This window comes from Paenimyroides aestuarii, assembly GCF_024628805.1.
GTDB classification, from domain to species: Bacteria; Bacteroidota; Bacteroidia; order Flavobacteriales; family Flavobacteriaceae; genus Flavobacterium; species Flavobacterium aestuarii_A.
Genome location: NZ_CP102382.1, coordinates 2,653,428 through 2,665,930, shown reverse-complemented (window position 1 = coordinate 2,665,930; position 12,503 = coordinate 2,653,428). Strand labels below are relative to the sequence as shown.

Annotated in this window: 12 protein-coding genes; 9 read left to right on the top strand and 3 right to left on the bottom strand. The window is 34.8% G+C overall.

Features of this window, described 5'->3' with window-relative positions:
* The first annotated feature begins 4 nt into the window (after positions 1 to 4).
* The 7 genes from NPX36_RS12905 (at position 5) to NPX36_RS12875 (ending at position 7,870) form a co-directional block, all read left to right on the top strand.
* A complete protein-coding gene (locus NPX36_RS12905; protein ID WP_257499135.1) occupies positions 5 to 526 on the top strand; it encodes an NADPH-dependent FMN reductase in 522 nt (173 codons plus the stop codon).
* Complete coding sequence (locus NPX36_RS12900; RefSeq protein ID WP_257499134.1) at positions 526 to 1,833, top strand: anthranilate synthase component I family protein; 1,308 nt, start codon at positions 526 to 528, stop codon at positions 1,831 to 1,833. The genes NPX36_RS12905 and NPX36_RS12900 overlap by 1 nt, the downstream gene beginning before the upstream one ends.
* Entirely contained in the window at positions 1,827 to 3,140 is a 1,314-nt protein-coding gene (tilS, locus tag NPX36_RS12895; RefSeq protein ID WP_257499133.1) for a tRNA lysidine(34) synthetase TilS, read from the top strand. The genes NPX36_RS12900 and tilS overlap by 7 nt, the downstream gene beginning before the upstream one ends.
* On the top strand, positions 3,137 to 5,116 hold the full coding sequence (locus tag NPX36_RS12890; RefSeq protein ID WP_257499132.1) for a protein-disulfide reductase DsbD family protein: 1,980 nt from the start codon (positions 3,137 to 3,139) through the stop codon (positions 5,114 to 5,116). Before tilS ends, NPX36_RS12890 begins: the two co-directional genes overlap by 4 nt.
* 7 nt (positions 5,117 to 5,123) lie before the next feature.
* Positions 5,124 to 5,972, top strand: a complete 849-nt coding sequence (locus tag NPX36_RS12885; RefSeq protein ID WP_257499131.1) for a DUF2911 domain-containing protein — start codon at positions 5,124 to 5,126, stop codon at positions 5,970 to 5,972.
* A 111-nt stretch (positions 5,973 to 6,083) separates the two neighbouring features.
* Entirely contained in the window at positions 6,084 to 7,430 is a 1,347-nt protein-coding gene (gene purB / locus NPX36_RS12880) for an adenylosuccinate lyase (protein WP_257499130.1), read from the top strand.
* Positions 7,431 to 7,435: 5 nt separating this feature from the next.
* Positions 7,436 to 7,870, top strand: coding sequence for a hypothetical protein (locus NPX36_RS12875; RefSeq protein ID WP_257499129.1), 435 nt, complete (start codon positions 7,436 to 7,438; stop codon positions 7,868 to 7,870).
* 33 nt (positions 7,871 to 7,903) lie between these two features.
* Here the strand turns inward: NPX36_RS12875 and NPX36_RS12870 are convergent, their stop codons facing one another.
* On the bottom strand, positions 7,904 to 8,338 hold the full coding sequence (locus NPX36_RS12870) for an acyl-CoA thioesterase (protein ID WP_257499128.1): 435 nt from the start codon (positions 8,336 to 8,338) through the stop codon (positions 7,904 to 7,906).
* 118 nt (positions 8,339 to 8,456) lie between these two features.
* On the opposite strand from NPX36_RS12870, the gene NPX36_RS12865 reads away from it, so the two are divergent.
* Complete coding sequence (locus tag NPX36_RS12865; protein ID WP_257499127.1) at positions 8,457 to 8,975, top strand: hypothetical protein; 519 nt, start codon at positions 8,457 to 8,459, stop codon at positions 8,973 to 8,975.
* Between the two features lie 103 nt (positions 8,976 to 9,078).
* Positions 9,079 to 11,268 carry a glutamine synthetase III family protein gene (locus NPX36_RS12860; RefSeq protein WP_257499126.1) on the top strand — a complete coding sequence of 730 codons (2,190 nt, stop codon included), beginning with the start codon at positions 9,079 to 9,081 and terminating at the stop codon, positions 11,266 to 11,268.
* A gap of 88 nt (positions 11,269 to 11,356) precedes the next feature.
* On the opposite strand, the gene NPX36_RS12855 is transcribed toward NPX36_RS12860, so the two are convergent.
* Both NPX36_RS12855 and NPX36_RS12850 read right to left on the bottom strand, forming a co-directional pair.
* Positions 11,357 to 11,791 carry a hypothetical protein gene (locus NPX36_RS12855; RefSeq protein WP_257499125.1) on the bottom strand — a complete coding sequence of 145 codons (435 nt, stop codon included), beginning with the start codon at positions 11,789 to 11,791 and terminating at the stop codon, positions 11,357 to 11,359.
* A 128-nt stretch (positions 11,792 to 11,919) separates the two neighbouring features.
* Positions 11,920 to 12,501: a PhnA domain-containing protein gene (locus NPX36_RS12850; RefSeq protein ID WP_257499124.1), complete on the bottom strand. Its 582-nt coding sequence runs from the start codon at positions 12,499 to 12,501 to the stop codon at positions 11,920 to 11,922.
* Positions 12,502 to 12,503: the final 2 nt, after the last annotated feature.

Genomic DNA, 12,503 nt, shown 5'->3' with positions numbered 1-12,503 from the left:
AAAAATGCTGGTATTTGTAGGAAGCAATTCATCACAATCAATCAACGAACAATTAACAAAAGCAGTTTTAAAGCAACTGAATATAACACACACCTTTGTTGATCTAAAAACATTAGATATTCCTTTATTTAGTGAAGATTTAGAGCGAGAAATTAAATCGCCCCAAGGAATTGTTTCTTTGTTAGAACAAATAAATGCCTTTGAACACATTTTCATTACTACTAATGAGCACAACGGCAATTTGTCGGCATTTTTCAAAAATATATTGGATTGGTTGTCGCGCGCTGATAGAAGTTTTTTAAAAGCAAAAAAGGTTTTTATTTTAAGTACATCAAACGGCATGCGCGGAGGTTTAAGTGCAAATGAATTGCTGCAAAAAATGGTGCATCGTTTTGGTTGTGAAGTTTCAGAAGCATACACCTTTCCAGCTTTTTCGGAACATTTTAATAAAGAAACACAAGAAATCACCAACAAAGAATTCTTAGAAGAAATCAATCATAAACTCAACATTATTTTAGAAAGTTAATGCAACGGTTTTCAAAAACGTATCCGGTAGAAAATATTCCTTATTTTAAAAAGCAAATGCTTCAATGGGCACAGCAGTTCCGCGAAGTTGTTTTTTTAGAATCAAACAATCACAAAGCCAAGTACAGCACACACCAAGCTGTTTTGGCTTTTGATGCTTTTACGCTGCTGCAAACCGATTATTTCAATGCTTTTGAACAATTAAAAGAGTACCAACAAAATACCAACGATTGGCTTTTTGGCTATTTAACATACGATTTAAAAAACGATGTGGAACGATTGGAATCAAACAATTTTGATGGATTACATTTCCCTGATTTATTGTTTTTTCAACCAAAAAAACTCATTTTTTTTGAGAATGATTCAGTTCGATTGGAATATTTAGGAATGTGTGATGACGAAATGGATGATGATTTCCAACAGATAAATTCAACTGAAATTCAACAAGAAAATCAACAAGAAAATCAACAAGAAAAACTAAATGTAGAAAGTAAATTAACGTTTAATGAATACGAAACCGGGTTTAACAAAGTAATCAGTCATATTCAGCGGGGCGATATTTACGAAGCCAATTATTGCATGGAATTTTTTGCAGAAAAGGTACAGTTAAATTCCAATGATTTGTTTTGGAAACTCAATGAAATTTCCGAGCCGCCTTTTGCATGTTTTGCAAAATTCAACCAACACTTTGTGCTGAGTGCTTCGCCAGAACGTTATCTTAAAAAATCAGATTTAAAAATCATTTCGCAACCAATTAAAGGAACGGCGAAGCGAGGTGTTACAGAACCCGAAGATGTGCTTTTGAAACAAAATTTAGCATCAAACAAAAAAGAACAAGCCGAAAATGTGATGATTGTTGATTTGGTTCGAAACGATTTATCTAAAACGGCTACAAAAGCATCGGTTCAAGTAGAAGAATTGTTTGGAATTTATACGTTTAAACAAGTGCATCAAATGATTTCCACGGTTGTTTCAGAAGTTTCGCCCAACGAAAATGTGGTTGATATTATTAAATCTACCTTTCCAATGGGCAGTATGACCGGCGCACCGAAATTATCGGCAATGAAAATTATCGAAGAGGTTGAACAAACAAAGCGCGGTTTATACAGCGGTGCCATTGGGTATTTCACACCGCAAAATGATTTCGATTTTAATGTGGTTATCCGCAGTATTTTGTATAGTCAAGAATATAAATATGCATCGTTTAGCGTGGGAAGTGCCATTACCATTAACGCAAATGCAGCCGATGAATACAACGAATGCTTGTTGAAAGCACAAGCCATGCAAAAAGTTTTAGAACAATGTTAAAAGCGTTTAAGCAACATATCGAGCAACATTTTCAGGAATCAGTAAATCAAAAAACCTTGCTGGCTGTGAGCGGTGGGGTAGATAGTATGGTTTTGTTGCATTTGTATGTGGTTTTAAAATTAGAGATTGCTGTTGCACATTGCAATTTTCAACTGCGCGGTACAGAAAGTGATTTAGACGAAAAGTTGGTTGCGGATTTTTGTACAAAAAATAACATTCCTTTTTTTGTAAAGCATTTTAATACAATTGATTACGCAACCAATCAAAAAAAATCAATTCAAATTGCAGCGCGCGAATTGCGTTACGGTTGGTTTAAGCAGCTTTGTACCGAAAACGATTGTCAGTTTATTGCAACTGCGCATCATTTAGACGATCAGGCGGAAACGTTTTTAATCAATTTTACACGCGGAACCGGAATTGACGGTTTAGTGGGTATTCCTGAAAAAAACGAAAACATCATTCGGCCGCTTTTAAATTTTTCACGTGAGGAAATTCTCGCTTATGCTGCAAAAAATAAGGTAGTGTGGAGAGAAGATCAATCAAATGCTACCACTAAATACTTACGAAACAAAATGCGCCACTTGGTATTGCCTGTTTTGAAAGAAGAAAACCATCAGTTTTTAAAATCATTTCAAAACACGCTTCATCATTTAAAGCAAACCCAACTTTTAGCAGATGATGCATTCCTTTTTTTTAAAGAAAAATGTGTGATTTGCGAACAAGATATGGTGCGGATTGATTTGGAACAAGCAGCAAAATTTCAAAATGAAACACACTATTTAGTGCAAGTTTTAATGCCTTATGGATTTCATTCTTTCACAGAAATTCAAAAAATTTGCAAAGCCCATTCCGGAAAAATACTTCAAAACAATAGCCATACCATTTTAAAAAACCGAAATGAATTGATAGTTTTTCAACAACGTGAAAGCAATTCAGGCGTTTTTATTATTAAAGATAAAGAAGATGTTTTGCATTTGCCTATTTTTATGAATATTTTAAAGATAGAAAATGACGAAATTAACACAGATAAACATACAATTTTTGTAAATTCGGAGCTTTTAAAATGGCCATTGGTTTTGCGGAAAAAAAAGGCAACAGATGTGTTTCAGCCTTTTGGCATGAACGGCATGAAAAAAGTGTCGAAATTTTTTAAAGATGAAAAGCTGTCTCAAATAGAAAAAGACCAAGTTTGGATTTTGCAAAACGGCGATGGAAAAATCATTTGGGTGGTAGGTATGCGTGCCGATGACCGATTTAAAATTACGAATAACATTCAACAAAACTATAAAATAACTTTAAACCAATGAGAAATTTACTCACTTTTCTGGTGCTGTTTGTAACCAGTTTAGGTTTTTCGCAGGTGCAAGATCCTGTAAAATGGAAATCGAGTATCGAAAAAATTTCCGATACAGAATATCAAATAAAACTAGATGCTGTCATTGAAGAACCTTGGCACATGTATTCGCAATTTACGCCAGAAGGCGGACCACTACCATTAGATTTTATCTACAACAATGCCCAAGGAAACTACGAACCCCAAGGAAACGCGAATGAAAGTGAATATACCAAAAAATTTAATGATATTTTCGAAGTTGATGAATATTATTTTGCTAAAGAAGCGCATTTTACACACAACATAAAAATTACAAACCCTGAAGTTAAAAATATTCAATTAGAACTTTCTTATCAAGCGTGTATTGATATGTGTATTCAGCAGAATAAATTTTTTGTGTTTGATTTAGCAACGGTCACTTCAAAGGAAGTTTTAAATTTTGAAGATTTATCTACAGTTACACCTACTTCAAACGATACAACAAAGACAAAACCATTAGCAGATAATCCGGCGACAGATAAGTCAGAAAAGAAAGGGTTAATGACTATTTTTATACTTTCTTTTTTAGGTGGATTTGCTGCACTATTTACTCCGTGTGTTTTTCCAATGATTCCCATGACGGTTAGTTTTTTCACCAAACAAAGCAAGTCGCGCGCAAAAGGAATCAAAAACGCACTTATTTATGGTTTTTCAATCATCTTTATATATGTGGTTTTAGGTTTTGCAGTTGCTAAAATATTTGGAGCCGATGCTTTAAACGAATTATCTACAAGCGTTTCATTCAATATAATTTTCTTTGTATTGTTAGTGGTTTTTGCTGCATCTTTTTTAGGAGCGTTTGAAATTATGTTACCCAATTCATGGGCAAATAAAGTAGATCGCCAAGCAGATCGTGGTGGTATGATTGGTATTTTCTTCATGGCATTGGCATTGGCAATAGTTTCTTTTTCATGTACAGGACCTATTGTTGGAGGTTTACTAGTTGAAGCCGCCTCGATGGGTGGGATAGCTCCCCTTGTAGGAATGTTCGGTTTTTCATTAGCATTGGCATTGCCTTTTATGTTATTCGCTATGTTCCCGGGTTGGTTGAATTCTATGCCCCGTTCTGGCGGATGGATGAACACCGTAAAGGTTTCGTTAGGGTTTTTAGAATTAGCTTTTGCTTTCAAATTTTTATCGAATGCCGATTTGGTTTTGCAAAAGCATTGGTTAGAACGCGAAGTGTTTTTAGCAATTTGGATTGCCATATTTGCAGCCTGGGCAATTTATTTGTTTGGGAAAATTCAATTACCACACGATTCTAAGGTCGAAAAGATTTCTGTAGGTAGATTGTTTATGGCCTTGTTGGTATCAACATTTACTATTTATTTAATTCCTGGGTTATGGGGTGCACCTTTGAAATTGATTTCAGGTTTTCCACCACCAATGACCTATTCTGAAAGTCCGTATGGTGTAGGAAATTCTAAAGGAGGAGTAGGATCTTTAAACGAAATTCCAGATGGCGCTAAAGAAGGGCCGCACGGAATCGTTGCTTTTACAGATTACGATAAAGGTATGGCTTATGCAAAAGAGGTCAACAAGCCGGTTTTGTTAGATTTTACAGGTCATGCATGTGTCAATTGTCGTAAGATGGAAGAAAACGTTTGGTCTGAAACTAATGTGTTAAAAATTTTAAATGACGAGGTGGTTTTAATATCTTTATACGTTGATGAAAAGAAGCCATTGCCAGAAGCAGAACAATACGTTTCTAAAACAACAGGTAAGAAAATTAAAACGATAGGTAATAAATGGAGTGATTTCCAGATTGAAAAATATCAGGCAAATGCACAACCTTATTATATTGTTTTAGATAATGAAGGCAATTCGCTGAACACACCAGTTGGTTACACACCAGAAGTTACTGAATACGAAAGTTGGCTACAAGAAGGAATTACAAATTATTCTAAATAAATAAAAAATGAAAAAGTTATTAATAGCAGCAGCATTGATAGTAGCGATACAAACAAATGCACAAATAAAAACACCACAAGCAAGTCTAAAAGCAGAAGTAGAGCAAATGGTAGGCTTAACAGATGTAGAGGTTGACTATTTTCGTCCGGCAAAAAAAGGGCGTTTGGTTTTTGGTGATTTAGTTCCTTACGGAAAAACATGGAGAACAGGTGCCAACCAAAATACAACCATTGAATTTGATACAGATGTTGAAATCAACGGAAATGCTTTACAAGCTGGTAAATATGCATTGTACACAGTGCCAAAAGCACAAATGTGGGATGTGATTTTCTATAAAACAACAGACAATTGGGGATTGCCTCAAAAATGGAACGAAGAAGATGTGGTTTTAAAAACATCGGTTAAACCAGAAACATTAACAAAAGATGTAGAATATTTTACCATTAGCATTACACCAGAAAGCAATGAAAAAGGCTCAATAGATATGGCTTGGGAAAAAACCATTGTACATATACCTTTCACAGTGCCTACTCACAAAATCGCAATGGAAAGCATTCAAACAAGCATCAATGAAAATTCAAAAGCCACAGATTACTATGCAGCAGGTGTGTATCTGTTTACATCAAATACCGATGTGAAAAAAGCATTAGACTATGTGAACAAAGCAATCAGTATGCAAAACGGTGAAGCACCATTCTATATGTTGCGTCAGAAATCGTTGATACAAGCAGCAAACGGCGATAAAAAAGGCGCTATTGAAACCGCTAAAAAGTCTTTAGAACTTTCTGAAAAAGCAGGAAATGAAGACTATGTAAAAATGAACCGAAATTCTATTTTAGAATGGAGTAGATCATAAAGAAGGAAGAAGCAGAAATGCTTCTTTTTTTTTGAGATTCCATTTAAAATAAGTTTTTTTTAACTGTAAAACCTCAGTATATTTGTTCCTTTAAAAATATTGGAAATATTTATGTTAACAGAATTAAATGCTATTTCTCCGATCGATGGAAGATATAGAACAAAAACAGCTCCATTAGCAGATTATTTTTCGGAAGAAGCTCTTATAAAATATCGCGTTTTAGTAGAAATTGAATATTTTATTGCGCTGTGCGAATTGCCAATTCCACAAGTAGCCAATGTATCCAAAGATTTATTCTCGGAATTAAGAAAAATATACACCAATTTCACTACTGAAGATGCACTGTGGATAAAAAATACCGAAAAAACAACCAATCACGATGTAAAAGCTGTTGAGTATTTTATTAAACATAAATTTGACCAATTAGGTTTGCAAGAGTATAAAGAGTTTATTCACTTTGGGTTAACCTCTCAAGATATCAACAACACTGCAATACCTTTATCAACCAAGCATGCTTTTGAAAAAGTATATATGCCCACTTTTATTCAATTAATTAATAAATTAAAAGAATTAAGCATAGAGTGGAAAGATATTCCAATGCTAGCACGTACGCACGGACAACCTGCATCGCCAACGCGTTTAGGAAAAGAAATTTTGGTTTTTGTGGTTCGTTTAGAAGAACAATTACGTTTGTTGAACAACATTCCGTTTGCTGCTAAGTTTGGTGGCGCAACCGGAAACTTCAACGCACATAAAGTGGCTTATCCTGATAAAGACTGGCAATTTTTTGGTGAGAATTTTGTTGAAAGAGTGTTAGGTTTAAAACATTCTTTTCCAACTACACAAATAGAACATTACGACCATTTTGCGGCTTTTTGCGATGCTTTAAAACGCATAAATAACATTATTATTGATTTAGATCGCGATATTTGGACGTATGTTTCCATGGACTATTTCAAGCAAAAAATCAAAGCTGGCGAAGTGGGATCATCTGCAATGCCTCACAAAGTAAACCCAATTGATTTTGAAAATTCAGAAGGAAATTTAGGAATTGCCAATGCTGTTTTTGAACATTTAGCAGCAAAATTACCAATTTCTCGTTTGCAACGCGATTTAACCGATAGCACCGTGTTAAGAAATATCGGAGTACCTTTTGGTCATACTATTATTGCGTTTGAAGCAACTTTAAAAGGATTGAATAAATTATTGCTCAACGAATCAAAATTTGCGAGCGATTTAGAAAACAATTGGGCAGTTGTTGCCGAAGCAATTCAAACCATATTGCGTCGTGAAGCGTATCCAAATCCTTACGAAGCTTTGAAAGATTTAACCCGAACAAACGAGGTGATCAATGCACAATCAATTCACGCATTTATTGACACATTGAATGTTTCAACGGAGGTGAAAAATGAATTAAAACAAATAACTCCACAAAATTATTTAGGAGTTTCAATTTAAAATTTATGAAAAAAATTATTGTAACATTAGTAGTAGCTTTGTCGTTTGTAGCATGTAATGACGATGATCAAGCGGTTGATGTTTTAGTAGGAAAATGGTTTCCTGAGGCAGTAATCATTAATGGAGAAAGCCAACCATATCAAGGTAATGCAAACTGTGGAAAAGACTATTTACAGTTAAATGAATTTAATTCTTTTGAAATTGGCGATTACACCCAAAGTGATGCGGAACCTCCAACAACACCAGTAGATCCATGTCCCATACAAAAATTTTATGGTTCGTACACGGTTGTTGACAATGAATTGAAATTAAACGGCTCTAACTTTTTCCAGGGAGGAACAATTATTGAAAAGTCGGCAAGCAAGCTGCAACTAAAACGAATGATTGATGTGGATGGTGATGGAACCGATGACGAAGTAATAGAAGTATTTGTAAAATAAACTCAAAAAAATCGAACATACGTTCGATTTTTTTTATTCTTCAACAAAACTACTGCTTTTAGGAATTTTATTTACAATCGCCACCACTTCGGGCGGCAAAGCAGTTAGTTTACGGTTTTTTAAATCAAACCACGCACCGTCCACGTGTACAGTTGCACTTTTAGTTCCATCTGCCTTATAAACTGTATGAGCAATTGAAAAACGATTGTTTAGTTTATTGTGTTTGGTCATTTCAACTGCAACTTCAATTTCTTCATCCATCTTAATTTCTCGGTGGAAAATAGTTTCTTCTCTAAATAATATCGGTGCAATACCAAATTTTGCACATTCGTTAACTGATAAACCTATATGAACCATTAAATTGTTGCGGGCTTGAGTACAAAAATCGCTGTATGCCGAATGTCGAAGGTGTCGGTTGGCATCAATCATACTCCATAAAACCTGGCCTTTGAAAAAGATGTGTTCCATAATTTTTAAAAATAAATTTACTCAAATTTACAAAATACTTACTTAAAATTGCATTTTTGGCACGATTAATGAAATTAGGTATTATGTAATTAATTAAGATTTTTAAACAACATATATTATGAAAAAGATAACATTACTTTTAGCAGCATTTATAGGATTAACAGCACTGCAAAGCTGTACAATCGAAGAATATTACGATGAAAACTATGTTGATGGATATTCACAAGTTTTTGAACTAACCAATGAAACAATCAGCACACAAGAAGATGCCTATACCTATTCAGCAACTTGGAATTTTACAACTGCGATTTTTGATAGCGATAACGTATTGGTTTACAGATGGCAAGGAAATTCTTGGACATTAGTTCCTGTTTCTTATAATTTAGGAGGGAACGATATGGTGAAATACGATTATGATTTTACGCGATTTGATGTAAAAGTATATTTTTCAGCTAATTTTCCTGTTAATGAACTATCAAATGCAGAATACAATGAATTTGTGTACCGTCAAACTTTTCGAGTTGTTGTGGTTCCTGGTGGATTTGCTCAGAAAATAAACTATAATGATTATAACGCCACTATTTCGGCATTAGGATTGGAAAACGCACCAATAAAAACCTTGAAATTGAAAAAATAAATTAAATGTTTTGTGAAGCACCCCCTAAATTTTAGGGGGTGTTTTTATTTTTGTTTAATTTTTTTATTATTTTTGTTCCTTCAAACAACACATATAAAGAATTATGGCAACTTTTCGTTTTGAAGCTTTAAAAGCAGCAAGCAATCGACCGGCAGTTCCGGTATCAGAAATTGGTAAGAAATCAGAAATTTTTGGAAGCAATGTTTTCAATGACAAAGCAATGCGCCAGCACCTTACCCCCGAAGCGTACAAAGCAGTTCGTTCTGCAGTTGATCATGGAATAAAAATCGACCGTAAAATGGCAGATTATATTGCATTGGGTATGAAAGAATGGGCTATGAGCAAAGGTGTAACACACTACACACACTGGTTTCAGCCATTAACAGGAACTACTGCAGAGAAACACGATGCTTTTTTTGAAACTTCATTCGATGGGTCTGATCCCGTAGAAAAATTTGGTGGATCGCAATTGGTTCAACAAGAGCCCGATGCATCTTCTTTTCCAAACGGAGGTATTAGAAACACATTCGAAGCACGTGGATATACTGCTTGGGACCCTACATCGCCCGCGTTTATTTTTGGAACAACGCTATGTATTCCAACTGTATTTGTATCCTACACGGGAGAGGCATTAGACAATAAAGCGCCTTTGTTAAGAGCATTATCTGCTATTGATGAAGCTGCTACCGAAGTTGCAAAATTTTTCGATAAAAATGTTAAAAAAGTAACACCAACATTAGGTTGGGAACAAGAATATTTCTTAATTGATGATGCATTGGCGGCGTCGCGTCCGGATATTTTGCAAACGGGTAGAACCTTGTTGGGTCACGTTTCGGCTAAAGGACAGCAATTAGAAGATCATTATTTTGGATCGATTCCTACAAGAGTTTTAAACTATATGCGCGATTTAGAAAACGAGTGTATGTTGTTGGGAATTCCGGTAAAAACACGCCATAATGAAGTTGCACCAAATCAGTTTGAGTTGGCACCGATTTTTGAAGAAACCAATTTAGCAGTAGATCATAATTCTTTATTGATGGATGTAATGCAAAAAGTAGCAGAGCGTCATCACTTTAAAGTGCTGTTTCACGAAAAACCATTCAAAGGCGTAAACGGATCAGGTAAACACAACAACTGGTCATTAGCAACCGATACTGGTATCAATTTATTATCACCAGGAAAAACACCAACAAGCAATTTACAATTCTTAACGTTTTTCATTAATACTATAAAAGCGGTTTCAAATTATGAAGAATTGTTGCGTGCGTCGATCGCATCGGCTTCCAATGATCACCGTTTGGGTGCAAATGAAGCGCCCCCAGCAATTATTTCGATTTTTATCGGGCAACAATTGACAAAAGTTTTAGAATATTTAGAAGGTGTATCTACAGGAAAATTATCACCAGCTGAAAAAACCGATTTAAAGTTGAATGTTGTGGGCAAAATTCCTGATGTTTTGCTTGATAACACCGATCGTAACAGAACTTCACCTTTTGCGTTTACAGGGAATAAATTTGAATTTCGTGCCGTTGGATCAACAGCAAACTGTGCTACTTCTATGACCACTTTGAACACCATTGTGGCAAAACAGTTGAACGATTTTAGAAAAGAAGTGGAAGCTTTGGTTGAAAAAGACGGATTGAAAAAAGACGAAGCTATTTTTAATGTGTTGCGCGAATACATTAAAGAAACCAAACATATTTTGTTTGAAGGCGACGGTTATAGCAAAGAATGGGAAGAAGAAGCTGCGCGTAGAGGTTTATCAAATCACAAAACGACTCCGGCTGCTCTTAAAGCAAAGGTTTCTAAAAAAGCATTGGATTTGTTTGCTGAATTGAACGTAATGAACCACACCGAAGTGGAAGCGCGTTACGAGATTGAATTGGAAGAATATGTGAAGAAAGTGCAAATTGAAGGCAGAGTTTTGGGTGATATTGTTCGCAACCACATCATTCCTACTACTTTTAAATATCAAAACTTATTGATTGAAAACATCAAAGGTTTAAAAGAAATTTTTGGTAAAGATTATGAAGAATATGCAACAGAACAAATTTTGATTTTAAAGAAAATTTCGATGCATATTAACGAGCTAAATGCCAAATTACACGCGATGATGGATGCTCGTAAAGACGCAAATAATTTAACAACTATTGAAGAAATGGCACATGCATATTGCGACAACGTGAAACCGTATTTTGATGAAATTCGCTACCATGCTGATAAATTAGAATTGATGGTTGATAATGAATTATGGACGTTGACCAAATACCGCGAATTATTGTTTACTAGATAATAAATAGTTTAGTTTAATAAATAGAAAACCTCCGTTTTGAATCATCAATTCGGAGGTTTTCGTTTTTATTGGATGTATTTTAGTGAAATTATCGGTTAAAATTAAATACAAATGTATTGCCGCCGCCTCTGTATGCATTCCGTTGCCACATTCTGTATTGGTTGCGTGTTAAAATATTTCTTAAATCGGCACGTAGTCTTCTTTCGTAAGCTGTTGGACCATAATTATTAACAATCATATAATTTAAAGAAACTTGTAATTTAGCTCTTTGGGCACGAGATAATCTCAAAAAGTCATAACGACTCATTTCTCGATTAACGTAATAATGCGCATCTCTTTGATGGTCATATCGTACCACTCTTCTTTGATTGTGGCGATAATGGCGGTCATCATCTCTGTGATGTTTATGTGTATAATGTTTTGTGTGGTGTTTTTTATGTTTGTGGTTCCCTCTGTGGTGTCCCGGTTGCGCACTAGCAATTGTTGTAACGGCTAAGAGTGCTAAGGTGAATAATGCTTTCATAATACAATTTGTTTTAAAATTATTGTTTGATATGAATAGCTTTTCAAATGATGTGCCAGAAAATGTTAAACATAAAAAAAGATGCTGTTTTAACAACAACATCTTTAAAATGATAATTTATTTACTATTTATGCTTGCTTTTTTACATATTTTGTAAGAATAACAATCTGTTGACCATCAATTTTACCTTCAATTTGTTCGGTATTATCATGAACCAAGCGGATATTTCTAACCGCAGTACCAATTTTTGCATTTAAAGTTGATCCTTTAACATCTAAATCTTTAATAAGTGTTACCGTATCGCCACCTACTAAAATATTTCCGTTGCAGTCTTTGTGTAAATCAATACTTCCGTCGCCTTCATGATCACCGGTTTGTTTTGCCCAAATTAAAGTGTCATCGTCTAAATACATCATATCCAGTAAATCGGCAGCCCAGCTTTCGTTTCTAAAGCGGTTCAACATGCGCCAGCTTACAACCTGCACCGGAATATTTTCGTTCCACATGGAAGTGGACAAACATTGCCAATGGTTTGCATTTAATTCTTCTTTCTTTTCGATTTGATTTAAACACGTCTCGCAAACTAAAATTTCTCTGTCAGGTAAATTGCTTGCTGTTGGTGGCACATCGTAAATTGATAAGTGTGCTGTTGCAGTACATAATTCGCATTGCTTATCGCTGCGTTGCATTAATTGCTCTAATGTTTTCATGG